At 67.0% G+C, this 20,236-nt stretch carries 23 protein-coding genes and 1 pseudogene; 17 read left to right on the top strand and 7 right to left on the bottom strand.

What is annotated here, in order from left to right:
- Nucleotides 1-140 precede the first annotated feature (140 nt).
- The 3 genes from OC550_RS01230 (at nucleotide 141) to OC550_RS01220 (ending at nucleotide 2,833) form a co-directional block, all read left to right on the top strand.
- Complete coding sequence (locus tag OC550_RS01230; RefSeq protein WP_262103493.1) at nucleotides 141-1,505, top strand: MFS transporter; 1,365 nt, start codon at nucleotides 141-143, stop codon at nucleotides 1,503-1,505.
- 28 nt (nucleotides 1,506-1,533) lie between these two features.
- Nucleotides 1,534-2,529 (top strand): agmatinase, encoded by a 996-nt coding sequence (gene speB, locus OC550_RS01225; protein ID WP_262103492.1) that lies wholly within the window; start codon nucleotides 1,534-1,536, stop codon nucleotides 2,527-2,529.
- Between the two features lie 172 nt (nucleotides 2,530-2,701).
- Nucleotides 2,702-2,833: a hypothetical protein gene (locus OC550_RS01220; protein ID WP_262103491.1), complete on the top strand. Its 132-nt coding sequence runs from the start codon at nucleotides 2,702-2,704 to the stop codon at nucleotides 2,831-2,833.
- Nucleotides 2,834-3,090: 257 nt separating this feature from the next.
- On the opposite strand, the gene OC550_RS01215 is transcribed toward OC550_RS01220, so the two are convergent.
- Nucleotides 3,091-3,843, bottom strand: a complete 753-nt coding sequence (locus tag OC550_RS01215; RefSeq protein ID WP_262103490.1) for an SGNH/GDSL hydrolase family protein — start codon at nucleotides 3,841-3,843, stop codon at nucleotides 3,091-3,093.
- Nucleotides 3,844-3,951: 108 nt separating this feature from the next.
- Between OC550_RS01215 and OC550_RS01210 the strand changes: the two genes are divergently transcribed.
- Together OC550_RS01210 and OC550_RS01205 are read left to right on the top strand one after the other, a co-directional pair.
- Complete coding sequence (locus OC550_RS01210) at nucleotides 3,952-4,926, top strand: hypothetical protein (RefSeq protein ID WP_262103489.1); 975 nt, start codon at nucleotides 3,952-3,954, stop codon at nucleotides 4,924-4,926.
- 71 nt (nucleotides 4,927-4,997) lie between these two features.
- On the top strand, nucleotides 4,998-5,522 hold the full coding sequence (locus tag OC550_RS01205; protein ID WP_262103488.1) for a hypothetical protein: 525 nt from the start codon (nucleotides 4,998-5,000) through the stop codon (nucleotides 5,520-5,522).
- Nucleotides 5,523-5,708: 186 nt separating this feature from the next.
- Here the strand turns inward: OC550_RS01205 and OC550_RS01200 are convergent, their stop codons facing one another.
- From OC550_RS01200 to OC550_RS01190, 3 genes are all read right to left on the bottom strand, one after another.
- Nucleotides 5,709-5,981: a hypothetical protein gene (locus OC550_RS01200; RefSeq protein ID WP_262103487.1), complete on the bottom strand. Its 273-nt coding sequence runs from the start codon at nucleotides 5,979-5,981 to the stop codon at nucleotides 5,709-5,711.
- A complete protein-coding gene (locus OC550_RS01195; RefSeq protein WP_262103486.1) occupies nucleotides 5,978-6,484 on the bottom strand; it encodes a hypothetical protein in 507 nt (168 codons plus the stop codon). Before OC550_RS01195 ends, OC550_RS01200 begins: the two co-directional genes overlap by 4 nt.
- Nucleotides 6,485-6,607: 123 nt before the next feature.
- Nucleotides 6,608-6,910: an ATP-binding protein gene (locus OC550_RS01190; protein WP_262103485.1), complete on the bottom strand. Its 303-nt coding sequence runs from the start codon at nucleotides 6,908-6,910 to the stop codon at nucleotides 6,608-6,610.
- Between the two features lie 5 nt (nucleotides 6,911-6,915).
- Between OC550_RS01190 and OC550_RS01185 the strand changes: the two are divergent.
- The 4 genes and pseudogenes from OC550_RS01185 to OC550_RS01170 all read left to right on the top strand — a co-directional run.
- Nucleotides 6,916-7,032 (top strand): annotated as a pseudogene (locus OC550_RS01185) (manganese catalase family protein); the annotation flags it as partial.
- A 172-nt stretch (nucleotides 7,033-7,204) separates the two neighbouring features.
- On the top strand, nucleotides 7,205-8,062 hold the full coding sequence (locus tag OC550_RS01180) for an ABC transporter ATP-binding protein (RefSeq protein ID WP_262103484.1): 858 nt from the start codon (nucleotides 7,205-7,207) through the stop codon (nucleotides 8,060-8,062).
- On the top strand, nucleotides 8,059-9,024 hold the full coding sequence (locus OC550_RS01175) for an ABC transporter substrate-binding protein (RefSeq protein ID WP_262103483.1): 966 nt from the start codon (nucleotides 8,059-8,061) through the stop codon (nucleotides 9,022-9,024). The genes OC550_RS01180 and OC550_RS01175 overlap by 4 nt, the downstream gene beginning before the upstream one ends.
- Before the next feature lie 13 nt (nucleotides 9,025-9,037).
- Nucleotides 9,038-11,182, top strand: coding sequence for an iron ABC transporter permease (locus tag OC550_RS01170; RefSeq protein WP_262103482.1), 2,145 nt, complete (start codon nucleotides 9,038-9,040; stop codon nucleotides 11,180-11,182).
- Nucleotides 11,183-11,202: 20 nt separating this feature from the next.
- On the opposite strand, the gene OC550_RS01165 is transcribed toward OC550_RS01170, so the two are convergent.
- The gene (locus tag OC550_RS01165) at nucleotides 11,203-11,487 is read right to left on the bottom strand and encodes a DUF1540 domain-containing protein (RefSeq protein ID WP_262106217.1); all 285 of its coding nucleotides are present in this window, start codon (nucleotides 11,485-11,487) and stop codon (nucleotides 11,203-11,205) included.
- 265 nt (nucleotides 11,488-11,752) lie between these two features.
- On the opposite strand from OC550_RS01165, the gene OC550_RS01160 reads away from it, so the two are divergent.
- A complete protein-coding gene (locus OC550_RS01160) occupies nucleotides 11,753-12,310 on the top strand; it encodes a PepSY domain-containing protein (protein ID WP_262103481.1) in 558 nt (185 codons plus the stop codon).
- A gap of 67 nt (nucleotides 12,311-12,377) precedes the next feature.
- Here the strand turns inward: OC550_RS01160 and OC550_RS01155 are convergent, their stop codons facing one another.
- Nucleotides 12,378-14,093: a cell wall metabolism sensor histidine kinase WalK gene (locus tag OC550_RS01155; RefSeq protein ID WP_262103480.1), complete on the bottom strand. Its 1,716-nt coding sequence runs from the start codon at nucleotides 14,091-14,093 to the stop codon at nucleotides 12,378-12,380.
- A gap of 271 nt (nucleotides 14,094-14,364) precedes the next feature.
- Here OC550_RS01155 and OC550_RS01150 point away from each other — a divergent pair, with 271 nt between their 5' ends.
- The 6 genes from OC550_RS01150 (at nucleotide 14,365) to OC550_RS01125 (ending at nucleotide 18,226) form a co-directional block, all read left to right on the top strand.
- On the top strand, nucleotides 14,365-14,979 hold the full coding sequence (locus OC550_RS01150; RefSeq protein WP_262103479.1) for a CalY family protein: 615 nt from the start codon (nucleotides 14,365-14,367) through the stop codon (nucleotides 14,977-14,979).
- A gap of 93 nt (nucleotides 14,980-15,072) precedes the next feature.
- Nucleotides 15,073-15,762, top strand: a complete 690-nt coding sequence (locus tag OC550_RS01145; RefSeq protein ID WP_262103478.1) for a signal peptidase I — start codon at nucleotides 15,073-15,075, stop codon at nucleotides 15,760-15,762.
- Complete coding sequence (locus OC550_RS01140) at nucleotides 15,755-16,123, top strand: Hpt domain-containing protein (protein WP_262103477.1); 369 nt, start codon at nucleotides 15,755-15,757, stop codon at nucleotides 16,121-16,123. The genes OC550_RS01145 and OC550_RS01140 overlap by 8 nt, the downstream gene beginning before the upstream one ends.
- Nucleotides 16,124-16,217: 94 nt before the next feature.
- Complete coding sequence (locus OC550_RS01135; RefSeq protein WP_262103476.1) at nucleotides 16,218-16,661, top strand: hypothetical protein; 444 nt, start codon at nucleotides 16,218-16,220, stop codon at nucleotides 16,659-16,661.
- A gap of 195 nt (nucleotides 16,662-16,856) precedes the next feature.
- Complete coding sequence (locus OC550_RS01130; protein ID WP_262103475.1) at nucleotides 16,857-17,309, top strand: hypothetical protein; 453 nt, start codon at nucleotides 16,857-16,859, stop codon at nucleotides 17,307-17,309.
- Between the two features lie 47 nt (nucleotides 17,310-17,356).
- Complete coding sequence (locus tag OC550_RS01125; protein ID WP_262103474.1) at nucleotides 17,357-18,226, top strand: LssY C-terminal domain-containing protein; 870 nt, start codon at nucleotides 17,357-17,359, stop codon at nucleotides 18,224-18,226.
- On the opposite strand, the gene OC550_RS01120 is transcribed toward OC550_RS01125, so the two are convergent.
- On the bottom strand, nucleotides 18,219-19,097 hold the full coding sequence (locus OC550_RS01120; protein ID WP_262103473.1) for a hypothetical protein: 879 nt from the start codon (nucleotides 19,095-19,097) through the stop codon (nucleotides 18,219-18,221). The genes OC550_RS01125 and OC550_RS01120 overlap by 8 nt on opposite strands.
- Nucleotides 19,098-19,444: 347 nt before the next feature.
- Here OC550_RS01120 and OC550_RS01115 point away from each other — a divergent pair, with 347 nt between their 5' ends.
- On the top strand, nucleotides 19,445-20,176 hold the full coding sequence (locus OC550_RS01115) for a glycerophosphodiester phosphodiesterase family protein (RefSeq protein WP_262106216.1): 732 nt from the start codon (nucleotides 19,445-19,447) through the stop codon (nucleotides 20,174-20,176).
- Nucleotides 20,177-20,236: the final 60 nt, after the last annotated feature.

Here is a 20,236-nt window from a genome sequence, read left to right as displayed (position 1 = left end):
CCGTCGTCGTTGTTTAGACAAATGTATGGACCCTTGGTCCGTTTGTAGTCAATCAGCGTATAGGACGCGTGAGCCCGGTCACGAATGATGGGTTCACGATATTCCCGCTCCGGTGCGAGCATTCACGAGAGAGAGCTGCAATGAGCGCAACAGGCAACCTCATTGACGACGCCCCGCTGACCAGGTTCCACAAGCGGCTGACCTTCTTCGCCTCGGGCGGCCCGTTCATCGACGGCTACGCGCTGTCGATCATCGGCATCGCGCTGATCACCATGACCCCCGGGCTGGACCTCAGCCCCGGCGAGATCGGGCTGATCGGGGCCGCGAGTCTGGTCGGCATCTTCTTCGGCGGCGGCCTCTTCGGCTGGCTCACGGACAAGATCGGCCGGCACAAGATGTACATCGCGGACCTAATCGCGCTGGCGGTCTTCTCGCTGCTCAACGGCTTCGCCACCGAGGTGTGGCAGGTGGTCCTGTGCCGGTTCTTCCTCGGCATGGCCATCGGCGCGGACTACCCGATTGCGACGTCCCTGCTGGCGGAGTTCCTGCCCAAGAAGGTGCGCGGGCGCCTGCTTGGCGCGACGTTCGTAGTCTGGGCCGTCGGCGCAGCCGTGGCATACGCCGTCGGCTTCCTGCTGCGGGACACGGGACCGGACGCGTGGCGGATCATGGTGGCCAGCCCCGCGGTCTTCGCCATCATCACGCTGCTGTGCCGTCTGGGCACGCCGGAGTCGCCGCGCTGGCTGCTCTCCCGCGGGCGGGTGGATGAGGCCCGGGCCGTGATCAAGAAGGTGTACGGCCAGCAGTACGACATCTCCGACGTGTCCTCGGACGCCGCCGGCGAATCGAAGCAGGGCCGCTTCGCGGACATCTTCAGGGGCCAGTACTGGAAGCGGACCCTCTTCGTCTCGATCTTCTGGACGGCCCAGGTGATCCCGCTCTTCGCGGTCTACACCTTCGCCCCGGACCTGCTGGCCTCCTTCGGCATGACCGGCGACGCGAACCTCTACGGCGGGTCCTTCCTGATCTCGATGCTGTTTGTGGTGGGCGGCGTGCCCGGGCTGTGGCTGGTGGAGAAGATCGGCCGGCGCCGACTGCTGCTGTGGACGTTCGGCATCATCTCGGTGGCGCTGGCGATCCCGGTCTTCATCCCGGACGTCCAGGCCGGCCCGCTGTTCCTGGCCCTGGCCGTGTTCGCGCTGGCCTCCGGCGCCTCCAGCTTCCTGGAGGTCGTCTACCCGAACGAGCTGTTCCCCACCGAGGTCCGCGCCACGGCGGTGGGCTTCGGCACCGCGATCAGCCGGGTCGGCTCGGCGGCCAGCACCTACCTGATGCCGCTCGCGATCCTCAACTTCGGCGCCGCCGGCTCGCTGATGATCGGCGCGGTGATCTCGCTGGTCGGGCTGGCCGCCACGTTCCTGCTGGCCCCGGAGACCGCGAACAAGACCCTGCACGAACTTACCTCGGACCCAGCGCCCGCGGCCCCCGCCGCCGTCGTCAAGTAACCCACGTACACCACGCAAAGGAGCACCCATGACCAACCACCAGCCGATCGGCCCCGTCGACGCCACCAAGGTTCCCCGTTACGCGGGCCTGGGCACCTTCGCCCGGTTGCCGCAGATCGACCGCGTCCCGGACTATGACATCGCGATCGTCGGCGTCCCGTTCGATGGCGGCACCTCCTTCCGTCCGGGCGCCCGGTTCGGTCCGGCGGGAGTCCGGGAGGCCTCCCGGCTGCTGCGGCCCGGCTACCACGTCGAGCTCGACGTCGTGCCCGTCAACGAGACCCAGGTGGTGGACGCCGGCGACATCGCCTGCACCCCGTACGACATCACCCGTGCCGTGCGCGAGATCGAGGAGCAGGCGCTGCCGCTGCTGGGGGAGGGCAAGCGGCTGATCTCCATCGGCGGCGACCACACCATCGCCCTGCCGATGCTGCGGGCGCTGAACAAGGCCCGCGGGCCGGTGGCGCTGCTGCACTTTGACGCGCACCTGGACACCTGGGACACGTACTTCGACCAGCCGGTCACGCACGGAACGATGTTCCGCCGCGCCTTTGAGGAAGGCCTGCTGGTCGAGGACAAGTCCATGCACATCGGCATCCGCGGCCCGGTCTACGACCGCGACGACTTCCTCCGCGACCACGAGTTCGGCTTCCAGATCATCCGCTGCTCCGATCTGGACGTGATCGGCGTGCCGGCGGCGGTGCAGCGGATCAAGGAGCGGTTGGGCGATACGCCGGTCTACGTGTCCATCGACATCGACGTGCTGGATCCGTCCTTCGCGCCGGGGACCGGGACGCCGGAGATGGGCGGCCTGCACTCGAGGGAGCTGCTGGCCCTGCTGCGCGGGCTGAACGGCATCAACATCGTCGGCGCGGACGTGGTGGAGGTGGCGCCGGCCTACGACCACGCCGACATCACCACGCTCGCCGCGGCCACCGTGGTGTTCGACCTGCTGGCGCTGATGGTCAACCGAGACAAGGGCATCTCGGCGCTCGGCGAGGAGCTGGAAGCGTCGGCCGTCTGAACCCATTTATGCACTAGTGATCCCGGGGCCCTCATGGACCCCGGGATCACTGCTGCGTGCGGTGTGACTTGTTCCATACGCGCGAGGGTTCTGGTCCTGTAGCTTGGGGGTTGATGGTTTGATGCGAATGGGACAGCCTGCGCTGCAGGACGAACTAGGTGGGGAAACTGCAATGAACCTTCGACGACTGCGCCGCAAGTGGAGCCGCATGAGCCCGGCAACTCATCGGGCGATCGGGAACACGATCGTGGGCCTGCTGGTCCTAGCCACCGCGGTGGCCGCTGCCTACACCTTCCTGAGCTGACTGTTCGCCGGCGCCGCCACCGGACGAGGCTGGAACCTCAATTTTTCCCGATTTCGGGGACGAAACGGCGGCCGCGGGAGCACAATGGAGTTCTCGCAATGAAGGGAGGTAGCACCATGCGCGGCAGCAATCTGATCTGGACCATCGTCGGCATCCTGATAGCCATTGCGTTGATCATCTGGATCGCATCGTCCATCTAAGGACTGGTCGCTAGAGGAAGTTCCGGCACGGGGCAGCCGGGCTTCGCCAGATGCGGCTCACCCTTCGTTGGCGGGCGCGACGGCGGCGAGTCCGGCGTCGTGCAGGGCCTCGGCAAACACCGGGGCCAGAAGGCTGTGCCCTTCGGGCTTGAGGTGCAGGCCGTCCTCGTACAGATACCGGGCCAGACGCTTCTCCGCTACCCAGCCCGTGGCGTCGATGAAGGCCGCGTCCTGCTGCTCCGCCACGTTCGCGAGGATCTTGCTTACTTCGACGCGGCGTGAGGCCGGGTCGCCGCCCTGATTCAACGGGCTTACGACGGCAAAGGGCACGTCTGGATATTTCAACTTCAGCATCTCTACAGTGTCCGAGGCGGCCGCCTCGATCTTGCGGTCGGGATACTTGAGGTCGTTGCCGCCGCCCTGCACGACGACGAGGCCGACGTTGTTTTCGGGCAGGTCGTAGACACCCTTCTTCAGCGATTCCCGGTAGGACGGGTGTCCGTCCTGGGGGCGGCCCTTCAGGAAACCGGTTCCGCCGTAGCCCTCGATCCTGGGCACGTAGCCGGCCTGGGCGAGGCCCTGGGAGACCCACGAGTCGCTCGTCGGGACGGCATTGCCGGCGTTGGCCTGCGAGTCGCCGATGACCAGGGCGATCGGGGCCGGTTTGGCAGCGGGCGCCGTTCCATCAGGGCCCGGGGAAGAAGCGCTCGGGGCCGTCGCGCAGCCCGCCAGGGCCAACAGCGCCAGCATACCGAGCCAGATGACCTGCATGTTCCGGCTGAGACTTCGGCGTTTCCAGACGTTCGGCATTGCAGATCTCCCCATCGATTCCCCCGCAGACTGGCAAATTCTAGCCCACTCTTTGCGGCTCAACGCAGTGGTTGATCCGCTGCAGTAAATGCCACGACATCGAGTGTCGTGAAGGACTACGCAGCCCCGCTTCTGGGCCGCGGATTGCTCGGCTTCTACGCCGCTCTGGCGAAGCGCGACAGCTCCCCCGTGGACGTGTTGGTACTGGGCGACTCGATCAGCGAGGGCTACGGTGCCGGGTCTCTGACGGAGCGCTACGCGGGCCGGCTGCTGTCCAACTTCCGCACCCGCTACGGCATCACTGGCGGGCTGGGCTACCTCTCCTCCTGGCACGCCTCCTCGGACATCGCGCCGCTCGGCCCGACCGCCACCGGCAACGCCGTGAAGAACGCCAACGGGTCGCGTGGTCTTGGCCTCCGCTCCTACACTCTCGGCGCGGACACGGGCGCAGGCCTCGGGAACCTGACCTTCACGTTCACCGGCACGTCGTTCAAGATGCTCGCCGCGCAGCGTGTCGCCGCGGGCACGGATTCGGTCCGTATCGTGATCGACGGCGCGCCCTATGTGGAGTGGGAAGTCGTAGACGGGACCGGGACGAGTGTCTGGGATTCCGGCCCCCTGACGGCAGGAGCGCACACTGTGAGCGTCACGGCACGCTTCGGGCTGGCCAGCATCGAAGGCTTCATGCTCTTCGACGGCGACGAAGACGCCGGTATCCGGTTGTGGAGGGCGCGAAGTCGGGTACCCGCGCACAGCAGTTCTCCGCAGCTTCGGGCGGCTCTGACGGCTGGGGCGACCGCGCTGCCGCACGTCGACCCCGATCTGGTGGTTATCGCGTGGATGACCAACGACATCAGCAGCCGCACCTCCGAAGTGTACCGCCTTTGCGGAACGTGGTCGCGCTGGTGCGTGGCGCGAAGCCTTCCGCGCCGATCCTGTTCACGGCCATGTACGAACGCGGAACCGTGGGCCAACTACGTGGCAGCCATGAAGAAGGTGGCCTCGGAGTACCCGTGGACGGCATTCTTCGACATCGGCACGCACATCCCGAACCTGGCAGGTACGGGCGGGTCAGACCCGTAGGGCTGCTCGCTGATTCCGTGCACCCGTCCGCACTCGGCGCGACACTGGTCGGGGACGCGATCACTTCGCACTTGACGCAGAACATCACGCCCTCACTTCCGCCCACGCCGCCGGCCCCATTCGAGGCCTACGACATCGGCATCGACACCTACGACCACCGCTACATCGCGGACAGGTTCACGGACGCCGACAACACGATCATCGGCACCTGCGCCGACGAAACCGGGGCCTCGGCGCTCACCGCAGCAAGCGTGCCTGTCCTCACGCAGGAAGGCCACAGGTACGTCAACGCGGGGCCGAACGCCGCGGTCCTCGCCGGCACGCAAGCCCTCGCCGGGCCGATCACCGTGGCAATGGTCGCACGACGCAAGGGCGTGGGACTGTACGCGCTCGAACTGGCGAACTACCGCATCAGGGCGCCAACGGTGCCACCACCTGACAGGTCAGCGGTTCGTGGTCCACCACCAAGACGGGTTCGGACGCGACCCGTTGGGCTGTCGTCATTGCCCGCTTCGACGGGGCGAACTCCAAACTGTTCGTCAACGGCGCAACCCCGGCTGCTATGGGCATCACCGGCCCGGCTGCCACCGGAGTGAGCGACGTGATCCGCTCGGCTTCTGCGCCACCAATCCGGCATTATTCGCGGAAATCATGACCCTTCCCGGCAGCCCTCTCGGACGCCGATATTGCCACGCTGAACACGAAGATGACCGCCTACTACGGCATGCTCATCGGGCAGGCCTAAATCGGCTACCGGGTGAGGAGCGAGGCCCTCACCCGGTCTAATTCCTCACCGGAACGGCCAAGGTCACGTTCTCGAAAGTGCAGAACTGAAAGTCGCAGTTCCACGGAATGAACACCGAGGTCATATCCGAAGTGACAATTTCCTCCGGGTCGCCAAGGAAAAAGTTGCGGCCTGTGATGTCGGGGCTTCCGAGGATTTTGAGAGGCCCCTGAAGCAGGCAGTCAACGGCAGTCACGTCATGAATCCGGTTGGCCCTGTTGCTGACCAGATCGGGCAGGAAGATCGTCTGACCCTCGAACCGCCGCTTCACTTGGCCCAGGTGGTGGCCCGGTCCACTTCCATTGCAGGGACGCCCTGCACGGTGGAACGCGGAGCAACGTCCCGGCTGACCGTCGAGTTGGCTCCTACACGCGCCTTCTCCCCGACCAGCACGGGACCGACAACGACTGCCCCGGTGTAGATCGTCGCCCCGTTTGCGATCTGGGGTACGGAACGCTTCGGCCCTCCCCGCCCAAGCATCACGCGGGGGAAGATCGCCACATCGGAACCAATGACCACGTCCGGATGAATGGCGATGCCACGCCCGCCATGGGGCAAGCGAAGGCCGGGACCACACTTCACCCGGCCAGGCATGTCCGCCCCGACGATGCCTTGCATCCATGCTGCGTCCAAGGCTTTCGCCAGAACACGCTTAACCTTGCGCAGCTTACCGCGCTGGGCTGCCTGATTGATGCGGAATACGGTCACGGTGATACGGTCCAACAGCCGGCCGTTCACCTTGAAATCGGATTGAAGATCAAATTTGAGACTCATGCCGCAAGTCTAGGGCAACGATTCACCCCGCAAATAAAACCGGTTAGGTGCGCAGCGTAGATAACGTTCGGGCCGGTCGACGGGCACCGGTCAACTGAGAGCCGGCGGCTGTAGTGACCCGCTTCAGACGGAAGGGGACCTGCCACTAGCGACCGAGGCCCCGCCGTCGTTGGTGTCCGCCGCATCAGCCGCCGGAACGGTGAGAGTGAGGGCGGTGCCTTGGCCGAGGGCGCCGCTGACGTCGATGGTGCCGCCGTGGCGTTCGACGCCTTCCTTGGCGACGACCAGGCCGAGGCCGGTGCCGTGGATGCCGGAGCGGCGCTCGGGGCTGGAGCGGAAGAAGCGATCGAAGACACGGAGGCGGTCGGCATCGTCCATGCCGTAGCCGGCGTCGGAGACCTCGAGGCTGCCATCACGACGGGCCAAGAACGGGCGCGCCGATGCCCGAACCCACCCACGTGGACTCCCGCTTCTACGGCACAACCGAGCTGCCGAACATCGTCGAGAAGGCGGCGGGCGCGGTGCAGGACAAGCTCAAGAAAGAATGATTTCAGGCGTGCGGCTGCACTTCCCCAATTCCTAGAGGGGGGCAGACGGCCGGGTCAATCGTGATGTCCCCGCTCGGCGGCGTCGCTTCCTGGGGGCGCTCGGGGAGGGGCGCCGTTGACATAGAACGACGCAGTTGGTGGTTTTAGGTTAGGCTAAGCTAATGTTCCAGCTGTGATTCAACCTTGGGGAGGCGTAGGCCTCGAGGCCAGCGGCCTGGTGCTCCGGTACGGCGATCGAGATGTGGTCCACGGAGCAGGACTGCGGCTTGAGCGCGGCAGGATCGTCGCGCTTGTGGGGCCGAACGGCAGCGGCAAGTCGACGCTGCTGCGCGCCCTCGCCCGGCTGCACCAGGTGTCTTTGGGACGCGTGGCAGTTTCCACCGACGATGGCAAGGAGAGCGACGCGCTGCTGATGAAGCGCAGCGATTTCGCCCGGCATGTGACGTTGTTGTCGCAGAGCCGGCCGGTGCCGCACGGGCTGAGCGTCCGCGATGTGGTGGAGTTCGGCCGCCATCCGTACCGGGGACGCTGGCGGGCTGCCGATCCTGAGGGGAGAGCCGCCGTCGAACGCGCGATGGCCCTCACCGGCATTACGGAACTGTCCGGACGCGGGGTGCACGAACTCTCCGGCGGCCAGCTGCAGCGTGTCTGGCTGGCAAGCTGCCTGGCCCAGGACACCTCCGTGCTGCTGCTCGATGAGCCGACGAACCATCTGGACCTGCGCTACAAGGTGGAAATTTTCGACCTGGTCTACGACCTGGCCCGGGTCCACAACGTAGCGGTCGGAGTGGTGCTCCACGACCTGGACGAAGCGGCGGCCCTCGCCGACGAAGTGGTCGTCCTCTCCGACGGGCGTATCGCCGCGGCCGGGCCTGCCCACGAAGCCTTGGACTCCGAGCTGCTCAGCCGGGTCTATGCCATCCCAATTGTCACCCACACTGATCCGCTGACCGGCAGGCTGCGCACCCGCGCGGTGGGCCGGCACAGCGACCGTCTGCATGACCAACCTGAAAGGACACTCCGTTCATGAAGATTCCCCAGGCCCTTGCCGCCGTCGGCGCGCTGGCGCTGCTGCTCACCGGCTGCGGTACGACCGAGGACCCTGCCGAACCGGCAGCTGCCGCCGGTGACAGCCTCACCGTCACGGACTCGCGCGGCGTCGAGGTCGAGCTCGACGGCCCGGCCAAGCGAGTGGTCGGCACCGAATGGAATGTGGTTGAAAACCTGGTCACCCTGGGCGTCACGCCCGTGGGCGCGGCCGACGTCGAGGGCTACAGTGCGTGGGTTTCGGGCGTTCCGCTCGACGACAGCGTGACCGATATCGGTACCCGTGGCGAGCCCAGCCTCGACACCATCGCGTCGCTGGATGCGGACCTGATCGTCGCCACGACTGACCTGGCCGAGAACGTGATCACGCAGCTCGAAGAGCTGGCCCCCGTCGTCGTTGTTAAATCCGCCGACGCGAGCGGCCAGATCGACCAGGCCAAGAACAACCTGACCCTCGTCGCCGAGGCAACCGGCACGGAGCCGAAGGCCGAAGAGGCCATCGGCGAATACGATGCCGCCGTTGCCGAGGGCAAGGCGGCGCTCGAGAAGGCCGGGCTGGCCGGCTCCCGCGTGGCTTTCGCCGATGGCTGGGTGGCGGACGGCCAGGTCTCGATCCGGCCCTTCGCCAAGGGATCGCTGCTGACCGACATCAACACCGAACTCGGCCTGGTTTCCCCGTGGGAGATGGAAGGTGACGCCGCCTACGGACTGGCGTCCACCGACGTCGAGGGCCTGACCAAGCTCGATGCGGACAGCTTCGTGTACATCACCAATGACGCCGACAAGGACTTCACCGAAGAGCTGGCCGGCAACGCGGTGTGGAAGTCGCTGCCCTTCGTGAAGGCCGGCGAGGTGCACCGCCTCGAGGACGGCATCTGGATGTTCGGCGGACCGGCCTCGATGACCCAGTACGTCGACGCGCTCGTCGCGACCCTGACGAAGTAGCGCACCGGGCACGATGACCGAGACTGTCAAGGCCGCCGCCCGCTCTGCCGGTCCTTCCGCTGCGGGTACGCCCGCTGCGGGTGCGCGGCATCCGGCTCCGGCGGGGGCGCGCGGCCGGTCCGGGGCTGCCCTGGTGGCCGGCGGCGGGGTGGTGATCCTGCTGCTCTTCTCGCTGGTCCACCTCACCCAGGGCACCGCTGCCGTGGGGCCGGCCGAACTCATCGGCCTGCTCACCGGCAGCGGTTCGGACCAGCAGTCTGCCGTCCTGGTCGCGTCCCGGATTCCGCGGCTGCTGGCCGGGGTGCTGGTCGGCGTGGCGCTCGGGGTGGCGGGTGCGGCGCTGCAGTCCGCCACCCGCAACGTGCTCGCCTCGCCGGACACTTTGGCGGTCGACGCCGGGGCCCACCTGGCGATCGTGGCCGTGGCGGCGTTCGGGATTACGCTGCCCGCGCTGCTGTCGGGCGGCCTGGCCTTCGCGGGCGGGCTGGCGGCCGCGCTGCTGGTACTGGCCCTGTCCGGCGCGGGGGCCAACAGCAACGGCGGCCCGATCCGCCTGGTGCTGGCCGGCACGGCGCTGGCCCTGGGCCTGCACTCGGCAACCCATGGCCTGCTGCTGCTGTTCAGCCAGGAAACCACGGGCCTGTATGCCTGGGGCAAAGGCAGCATCGCGCAGACCAGCAACGACGAGCTGGTGCAGTTTGCGCCGGTGATCCTGCTGACCGTCGCCGGGCTGCTCCTCATGGCCCGGCGGATGGACCTGCTCGGGCTCGGCGACGACGCGTCCCGGCTGGCCGGGGCGGATCCGCGGCTGGCGCGCACCGGGGCAGTCGTCCTGGCGGTGCTGCTGTCCGCCTGCGCGGTGACCGTTGCCGGGCCGATCGGTTTCGTGGGCCTGTGCGCGCCGGCCATTGTGCGGTTGCTGGCTTCCCGCGTCCGCGGACTGGGGCGGCACCGGGTGCTGCTTCCCATTTCCGGTCTGGCGGGTGCAGTGGTGGTGATCGGCGCCGACGTCGTGGTCCGCGTGGTCCTCGGCGCGCAGGCCGGAGTGGAAGTGCCGACCGGAGCCGTGACGACCGTCTTCGGTGCCGTGTTCCTGGTGATTCTGGCGCTGCGGATGTCCGATGCCGGGCTCAGCGCTGCCGGCGATGCACTGGCGCGGCTCCGCTCCCGCAGGTTCTACCTGGGCGTACTGCTGGGACTGATCGTCCTGCTGGCCGGCTTGCTGGTGGCCGGCGCGCTGCTGGGCGATGCGAAACTGCTGCTGGGGGACCTGGCCAACTGGCTCACCGGGCAGTCGGGGGACCGGGTCAGCGCCGTGCTGGGCACCCGGATGCCGCGCGTGGTGGCCGCGGTACTCGCCGGGGCGGCGCTGGCGATCGCCGGCGCCCTGATCCAGGCCGTGGCGCGGAATTCCCTGGCGGAGCCGGGCATCATCGGCGTGTCCGGCGGCGGCGGTCTCGCGGCCATCATCGTGCTCACGAGCGTTCCGATGGCCAGCGCCTGGCTGGTGACCGGCTCGGCGCTGGCCGGCGCGGCCTTGATCGCGCTGCTGGTGTTCGGGCTCGCGTTCCGCAGCGGGCTGCAGCAGAACAAGCTGGTCCTGATCGGCATCGGCGTCTCGGCAGGACTTCTGGCCATCATCTCGGTCCTGCTGGTGACGACCGACCCGTACAACCAGACCAAGGCGCTGACCTGGCTCTCCGGCTCCACCTACGGCAGGACCTTCGCCTCGGTGCTGCCGCCGCTGCTCGCTCTGCTGCTGGCGGTGCCGGTGCTGGCCGGCCTGCGGCGTGGCCTGGACCTCATCGCCGTCGACGATGATTCCCCTCGTGTCCTCGGGATCGGGTTGACGCCGTCCCGTGTCCTGCTGCTTTCGACGGCGGTGCTGCTGACCGCCGGGGCCGTGTCATCGGTGGGGGTGATCGCGTTTGTCGGCCTGGTGGCCCCGCACGCCGCCCGGTCCCTCGTCGGCGCGCGGCATTCCCGGGTGCTGCCCGTCGCCGCGCTGCTCGGTGCCTGCACGGTGGTGCTGGCGGACATCATCGGGCGCACGGTGATCGCGCCGGCACAGATCCCGGCCGGCATCATGACGTCCTTGGTGGGAGCGCCCTACTTCATCTACCTGCTCTGGCGGTCACGAGTGGACCGTCAGGCCTGAGGCTGCCGCGCAGGCCGGCCCTACCTGTGGCTGTAGGTGAGGCAGTCCGCGTTGTCCGCTCCGGGCCCGACATGGATTGTCGGCGCCTGGCACATCAGGTGGTCATTGTGGGTGCATTCCGAGCGCTGGCAGGCGCCGATGCTGGCCAGGACCTTGGGCAGTCCGCCATGCGCCCCGGTGTCAATGAAGGTCGCGCAGGCTGCGTGGTTTTCACCCCCGGCGACGGTAATCGCGGCGGCATTGCATTCACTGTGATCGTTGAAGGAGCAGTTCGTTACGCTGCAGTCGCCGACATGCGAGGTCACGGTCATGATAATTCCTCCAGACTCGGCCGCCTTTTCGGCGGCGCCTCTAATTACGGTATGCCTGTTGACGTAATTCAAAAAGGCACATTCGTGTGACCTAATGCCGGACCGTATTCGCGGCCTATGCGGGAAGTGCTAAGATGCGCTACCCGGACCTGACCGCTGCAGGCCTCGCGGGGAGCCGGCGGGCTAATTCGGTACGGAAGGCTCTGGCCGCTCTGGCGGAGCGGCGGGACCATGAAGCATGGATCAGCACAGTAGGAATTTGACCACCGTTGCCTTTGCCTTGGGACTGGCTTTGTCGATGGCAGCATGCGATTCGCCGGAGCAGGGGGCTCCGACGACGGCGGGGCCGACACAGACCCAGATGGCTCCGAGCGCGACACCCGGGGAAGGCGGAGCCGGCGGCAGTCCGGCCGCAGTAGGGGAACTCAATGCCAGCGCAGCCCTCCTGACCGCCCTCGCCGCGGTCCGGGGCGGCGACGCCATCGATCTGGACTTCCGCCCAGGGAGCCAGGCATGGCGCGTGGACGTGATCGGCGCCGATACCGAATACCGGCTGCTGGTCTCGCCCGACGGCAGCGAAGTACTGGAGCAGCATCCCCGGGCGGCCGATCCGGAGCACCGCTCGGAGCTGCAGCAGGCTAAGATCCCGATGAGCGAGGCGATCACGACCGGACAGCAGCAAGCCGGCGGCGAGATTAGCGAGGTCTCGCTGGACGACGAGAACGGCAAGATCGTGTGGAAGGTCGAGGTCATAAGCACCGACGGCCAGCGGACCGAAGTCCTGGTCGATGCCGTGAGCGGCGAGGCGCTCAAGTAGTACCTCGGGCCGTGTGACTTGTTCCATACGCGCGGTCGATCAGGATCCGAGAACTGTCCAACTAAAGTCAGGCAGAGGGTGACCGGTCTGCCTGAACCCGGGCGTCGCCGTCGTTCGCGACCCTAGGCTGAGGAGCGGCGGCGGGGACCGTGACGGTGAAGGTGGTGCCTTCGCCGAGGGCGCTGCTGACGTCGATGGTGCCGCCATGGCGTTCGACGATCTCCTTGGTGACGACCAGGCCGAGGCCGGTGCCGTGGATGCCGGAGCGGCGGGCGGAGCTGGAGCGGAAGAAGCGGTCGAAGACGCGGAGCCGGTCGGCGTCGTCCATGCCGTAGCCGGTGTCGGCGACCTCGAGCACCGAGTGGCCGGCGTGCTGCCAGCCGCGGATGGTGACGGTGCTGCCGGCGGGGGAGTACTTGATGGCGTTGGAGAGCAGGTTGTCCAGCACCTGGCCCATCCGGGCGGGGTCGGTAGCGGAGACGAGCTCGTGGTCCACCTGGTTGTCCAGCGCGATGTCCTTGGCGGCCGCGGTGGCTGCCGCCGACTGCACGGAGGCGACGACGACGGCGGCGAGGTCGGCTGGTTCGGGGCGGATCTCGAGGGTGCCGGCGGAGGCGGAGAGGAAATCGGAGATCAGCGTGAGCAGCCGCTCGGCGTTGCGGTCCGCCACCTCCAGCTGGGCGGCGACGTCGGCGGGCAGGTCCGGGTGCTCGAGGGCGAGGTCCAGGTAGGCCAGGATCGAGGTCAGCGGGGTGCGCAGCTCGTGCGAGATGCCGGACATAAAGTCGTCCTTGGCCGCCAGCTCGGCCAGCTGGTCCGTCACGTCCTTGAACAGCACCACGGAACCGGACGGGCAGTCCTCGTCCTGGCCGTCGATTGTCCGGGCCGTGGCGGAAACCGCGATCTGCTGCGGCTCCTCGCCGAGCCAGAGCAGCTGCCCGGCGACCTCCTGCTTCGCCGCGGCCCGCCGCACCGGACGGGACTCCGGCGGCAGGAAGGTGACCCCGTCGCCGTCGTAAATCCTCTGCCGCTCCTGCTGCAGGTCCGGTGCCGCCTCCTTGCCGCCGCCCGCGCGGACGGCGAAGGCCCCCTGCTGCCGGTTGGCCAGCGTGACCCTGCCGTCCGCGTCCAGGGCGACGAGGCCGACGTCGATGCTGTCCACCACGGCGTGCAACAGCTGCTCACGCTCGCGGCTGGCCGCCAGCAGCCGGCGGACCTCGGCCTCCTTGGCAGCGATCTGGTTGCGTTGCGAGTCCATGCTGTTCGCGACGATGTGGACGGAAATCGAGATGGCCAGCATGACCGCGGGCAGCAGTACCAGGCGGAGCAGGTGGCCGGCGTCCAGGGCCCAGCCTTCCAGCAGCGGCATGACCGCGGCGAGCAGCGACCCGGCGAAACTGATCAGGACGCGGCTCTTGAGGACACTGACCGAAAGCCAGATCACCGGGAACACCAGCAGCAGGGCCAGCCCGCTGTAGGCCTGGTCCACCGCGTGCATGAGCAGGGCGATCAGCGCGAAGTCGATCACCGGCACGATCTGGAAGCTGCGGACGGGGAGGCGCTCCCACGGCACGATTGCGCAGGCGGCCAGCAGCACGCCATGCAGCAGCAGGCACAGCTGGAACCACGGCTTGGCGAACATCGCCGGCTCCGCCAGGGCGAAGACCGCGGCCACCACGAGCATGCAGGAGAACAGCGGCAGCTGGCAGAGCACCACGCGGGCGCGCAGGCCGAGGCTGTGGAAGCTTGTGGCGAAGGGCAGCTGGGCGGCCTGCTGGGGCATGCGTCTTCTTTCCATGTCGACGGCGGGAGGCCGGGGCGATGAAACGGTAATCCCTCGGAAAGAATAGCCGCCGGGGAGGGCTGATGTTGAGCTTTTAGGACGATTCTTGAGCCTGCGTTGAGGTGGTTGGGCGGGCTTGAGCCGGCGGCGGAAACCTTGCCGAAAGGTTGAATCTGAAGCGGCACGATCCTTGAGGATGCGCGCGGATAGTTGCCGATGTCAGGCCGGAAGAGCGGCCCACCGAAACCCGCACGTTCAAAGGACAGATGACATGGCCATCAGCATGAAGACCACTTCCGGCAAGCTCCTCGCCTCCGCCGCGCTCGTCGCGACCGCCGCCGCCGTTGCGGGCCTCGGCACCTATGGCGGATTCACCGATTCGACTGCTGCCGACGCCAAAGTGACTGCCGGCACCGTAGATATCAACCTCGCCAACGGCGAGGCAGGGCTAACCGTCCCGGCCGCCGGCGTCCTGCCCGGTGACACCATTGAACGCGTGGTCGCTCTGAGTAACGCGGGTAACCAGAATCTCTCGAAGCTCACATTGACCACGACTGATACCGCCACGACTCCGAGTGCCCTTTCCACCAACGGCACTAGCGGTCTGCAGTTGAAGGTTGAAAACTGTGCCCAGGCTTGGGCACTCAGCGCGGGCTCGTACACCTGTCAGGCCCAAGGCGGGGCCACCACTGTGGTTATCTCCTCGCCGATCATCGGTGCCAATCGTGATCTGGGGAACACCCTCGGCTCGCTGGACGCAGGCGGGACCGACTACCTGAAGATCACCGCCTCGCTGCCCTCCGGCGCAGACAACACCTTCCAGGGCCTGGCCAGCACGATCAAGTTCGACTTCAACGCCACCCAGCGAACCGCCACAACCAAGTAAACCTGCAGGGTCCGCGGCTTTCGTTGGGGGAGCCGCGGATCCGCTCTTCCATCCCGCACGACTATCCGGCACAGCAACCAGAGGATAACCGCCATGACCACCATGTCTGCACGCTCCGGCCGCACGGCCCGTTCGGCCGGCGGCGGCAGTCGGCACGCTGCGGAAACCGGCCCGGCGACTCCGCCGCGGAAACAAGGCAGCCGCCTGGGCACGATCCTAACGACGGCGGTGCTCATCCTTGCCGCCGCGGCTTTCCTCTTCCTGGCTATCGGTCCGCGGGTGCTGGGCTACCAGACCTCCACCATGCTGACGGGTTCGATGTCCCCGTTGATCAACCCTGGCGACGTCGTCGTTTCCGTCCCCGTGCCCGTCGGCTCGATCACCGAGGGCGACATCATCACCTACCACATCCCGGTCGAGGACCAGCGGGTCGAGACGCACCGCATCATCGAGGTCACCACCAACGCCGACGGGACCACCGCCGTCCGCACCAAGGGCGACGCCAACAACGGCGCCGACCCCTGGACCGCGACGCTGCAGGGCGACACCGTCTACCGGCACGCCTTCACCATCCCGCATCTCGGGACGGTCATCCGCACCCTGCGCGAACCCGCGGTGCGCAACACCCTGATGTACGGCGCCCCGGCTCTGCTGGTCGCCGGCATGCTCGTCAACATCTGGCGTAAGCCCAAGGACGAGGATGCTGCCGAAGCCGTTTCAGCAGGCACCGCCCAGACTGCCCCCGCCGCCGACGCCACTACGGAACCGACGCGCCATGGCTGATACCGACCTGCCCGACCTCGATTCCAACCGGCCCGCCAGCCTCGCGGACGACCCCCTGGAGGAACTCGCGATGCGGACCTTCCTCCGCAACTACCTGCAGCTGCTGCCCGTACGCGTCGGCCGCGTGCTCGACACCCTCCGCCGCGGCGACTCCGAGGATTCGATGGACGCCGTCCTGAGCCTGAAGGTCTCCTCGCACATGGCCGGCGCCCTGCGGATCGAACGCCACTGCCTCGGCCTGGAAGCCGAGCTCCGCGCCGGCTCGGTCCCCGGACCCGGCCCCGCCGGCGAACTGCTGACCGGGGCGATGCGCTCCGTCCTCGCCGCCGCCGGCCTCCCTGCCGTGCACAGGGCGGGGTAGGAGAATTGCGCCTTTCTTGAGGCTCCGTCTCCGGGAACCTTGAGCCGCGTACCCCACACTGAAGTACGACGACGAGGAGAAGGGAGCAACGGACGTGGCACTCAACGTGATCCACCGGATAAGGCTCCGCGCCGCCGTCGTCCTCGCCCTGACTCTCACGCTCCTTGGGGTTCCCGCCATGGCCCAGGCCGCCTTCACCGCCTACGCCGGCGCCACCACTTCCGTCAGCACAGCCACCATCCAAAAGCCCAGCCCCACCGTCACCGTTGTTTGCCAAGCGGGCACGGTCAGCATTGATGTGGGTCCTTACACGCCGGTTGCATTCGCCAACCGTCATGAGATCCAGCTCTTCGATGTCAATAAGAAGCTGATTCAGAAGAAGAGCCTCCTCGGTCCTGACGGTGGGGACATCCAACTATCCGGCGGCCGTGGCCAATACAACGGGTGGAAGTTTGAACTGAGCGGGTTCTACGACGTTCCTGGAACCACCAACACCTGGACCGGTACCGCCCTCATCGGCACCGTCGTCTGCACCTGAGATTTCTCCTCCCGAAGGACTACGAGTGCCGCGCCCCGGACTGGCATCATCGCCATGTCCTACACCGTCTGGTCGAACCGAGCGCCCGCCGTCCCGGATGGGAAGGAGAACGCGGCTGCCCGCCAGGGGCACTGAATCACTGATCACCCGGAAGGGATGACGACTGCCGGCCGCACCCGGACCTACTCTGTGCACGTGAGACCGATCCTTATCCTCGCCGCCATCCCCGTGCTGGCCGGAGCGCTGGCCGGCTGCTCCGAGCCCAGAGGGGAACCGCCGGAAACCCGCCCGGCGATGTCGCCGACCCAGTCGGGGCCGACGGGAAGCATGTCACCCCCGTCCGCCGGGCTGGGCGTCCTGTCCGATTTCAGATGCGCTCCCGACGAAAACGGCGTGTGGCGCGGCAAAGCGACGCTGCGCAATGTCGGCAGCAACCCCAACACCTACACGGTGCAGTTCTCGGTGGTGCGTACTGCGGATTCGCAGGTGGTCGGCGTGAAGAAACAAGACTTCACGGTTGAGCCGGGAGAGTCTGTCGACGTCGCGTTCCCGACCGTCGCCACCACCAGCGCCAGCGGGCTGGAATGCCAGCCCAGCGTGACAGCGGAACCTGCATCTTCGTCCCAGAGCGGATCCCCCAGCCCTTGAGCAGAACCCGGGCTGGCGCCGTCCGCGCGCGAGGCCATAATGGGACGATGAACCGCTCGGGGACAGGTTCCCGGGACAGCACGCCGCCGCAGCCGCGCTGGTACATCCGGCTGGCAAGCACCGTCGTGCTCTGGCTGCAGCGGACCGCCTACTTGCTGGTCACGGTGCTGGCTGGATGGGCGGTCTACGAGCTGGTGGTCGCCGAGATCAGCGACGACGCCCGCCTGCTCTGGGCGTTCTTCGTTATCTGGGTGCTGGCGGCCTACATCCTGCTGCCCAGACTGACCCGGCTCCTGACCCGGATCTATGTGCCGGCCTATTTCATTGGCAGGGCCAGGACGGCCGATGGTCTGTTGGGCGACCCGATCAATCTCGCCGTCATCGGGAGCGCGGACTCCTTGAGGAAAGCGATGGCCGCGGCGGGCTGGATTGAGCCGGACCCGGTCACGCTGTCCAGCAGCTGGCGGATCATCCGGGACTCGCTCCTGCGCCGCAGCTACCCTTCGGCTCCGGTCAGCCCGCTGTTCGTGTTCGGCCAGAAACAGACCTTGGCGTTCGAGCTCGAAGTGGCCGGCAGCCCGGCCCAGCGGCACCACGTACGGTTCTGGGACTGCCCGCCCGAATGGAGGCTGCCCGGCGGCTGGGAGGTGGACCTCGTCGGAGCCGCCACCTTCGACCGGCGCGTCGGCTTGTCCCTCTTCACCTTCCAGATCACCCACAAGATCGCCGAGCAGACGGACACGGAACGCGACCTTGTCACCGCCGCGCTTGCCGGCACCGGCGCCAGCGTCCACATCGTCCGGCACTTCTCGACCGGCTACCACACCCGGAACGGCGGCGGCGACGCAATCGAAACCGACGGCGACCTGCCCATCATCGCCCTGGCCCCGCCGTCGTCGGCTAAAATCGTCACTTGAGTTTTCCGGCCATGCCAAGGATCCTGAGTCCGTCGTCGATCCAGTTTCCGTAGCTCTTCATCTGGACTGCTACTGGACGTGCGGTCCAACGCCGCACGATTTCGTCCACGTTACTCGTCGCGACAGTCGCTCCGTGCTGCCGCGCCGCCCGATTTTCCGCTTCACGGGCAGCCTTTCCGCATTCTGTCCCCGGTTCGAGGATTCCCATTGCCGCTTCAAGCTGGTGGGTGACGTCGCTGCTGTCCAGCTGCGGTGTCTCCGCGACCGCGTGGGCGAACGTGAGGGCGCAGTGGGTGAGCATCTTCCGTGCTGGACTCTGCCCGTCGGCGAGATCCTCCGCCAAGGGGCCGCCGGTCTCAAGCATCTGTTTGAGCAACGTGTCGCGGGCTTTCCAATCGTTGCTCACCTGTTCATCGATTCGCCATGACATCGGTTCCTCGCCCGGCTTCAATAGGGCTGACTCGCCCGGGAGCATGTAGGCGTACTGATACTTCCCGTCCAAGTCCTCGCGGAATGACGCGGCCTCGCTTGACTGCTGCACTTGCTCGATGTGGCCACCGGTGCCGTAGAAGGCCCACGCCGCGTCGCTGTTGTTTATGACGACGGTCTCCGACTCGTTGGCATCCGTGCAGAGGAGAATGTCGTCGAGATACTCCTCTTCGTCGGGCGTTTCCGCCAAGGGTTGTGATCCTAGGGGCCACGCAGACGGACATCCGCTGGAAAGCTCGAGTTGGCCAGGGACATCGGCGGGGATGGTCTCCTCGGGCGTCGTCGGTTGGTACGGATCCTCCACGCCGCCCGGCGGCGCGTAGGTGTCGCCGCCTGATTCTTCGCCATCGGATCCGCCGCACCCGGCAAGCGATGCAGCCATGATGAGGACTGCGGCCGTGGAGTGGCGCGAAGGCGACATCAGGCGGCTAAATTGGAATCTGCGGGAATCGCTAAGCTCCGACATGGCAACAGGCGCTTTCTTCCCCCGCCGCTTACTTCACGAGTTGCAGTGAGGATACTCCCGCTGCGGCGGCTGAAGCCACGGACTTAGGTCCCGCCGCCGATGCGGTCGTCCACATTGGCCGGCAATTTCCACCGGCTGCCGGGGTAACAGCGGACTCGGGCGGAGCAGAAGGCGACCTGCCCATCGTCGCCCTTGCCCCGTCGTCGTCATTGGATACCGATCCGCGCCGCTAAGCTACCGGAGTGAAAACTCGATACTTGTTGGTGGCGTTGCTGATACCGGTTCTCGCCGCCTGCACTCCGGCCGCCGCGGACGACTTCACGTTCGTGGCGCACCGCGGTGGCCACGAGGCTTATCCCGAATCTTCCCAAGAGGCGCTCGCCGCCGCTGCCGCCGCCGGTTTTCCCGTGGAGTTCGACTTGCGGCAGCTGGAGGACGGCCAATGGGCTGTCGCGCACGATGCTGAGACCGGGAAGACCGTAGTGGGCGCTTCCGGGCCGATCGATGAAATCACCACGGCGCAATGGGAATCGGCAACAATCACGGAAGACGGGCGCGAAGGCCACCCTGCCACCTGGGACTGGGTGGTCACGCAGATGCCGGAGAACGTCCTGCTGGTGCCGGAGCTGAAGGACCCTCTGATAGCACCGGCAAAGTTCGCCCAGGCCGTGAAGCTTGCAGGCCTTGAAGACCGAGTGGTGGTGCAGAGCTTCGACTTCGGCAAAGCCAAGGAACTGGCCGAACTCGGTCTCGATACGCTCTTCCTGACGAAGGCTGACAGCCCGGAGAAGGCCACTGAAATAGCGGCTGCCGGAATAGCATTCGTTGGTCCCAGCAACGAAACGAGCGAGAGCCGGTTGCGCTCATTCCACGACGCGGGCCTAACCGTCTGGGTGTGGACGGTGAATGACCAGGCATCAGCAGAGGCTCTGCGCGGCGGCGGCTATGTGGACGGCGTGTTCACCGATAAGCCCGTTGCGTTGTCAGGTTCGTAGCCATGCTCTTAGTTGATCCCGTGACGGCATCTCGGAAAGCGGACCTAAGGGGAGGTCCGT

The organism is Arthrobacter sp. Marseille-P9274, from assembly GCF_946892675.1.
Taxonomy (GTDB): Bacteria; Actinomycetota; Actinomycetes; order Actinomycetales; family Micrococcaceae; genus Crystallibacter.
The sequence above is the reverse complement of the archived record's forward strand: the minus strand, read 5'-3'. Positions and strand labels throughout refer to the sequence as shown.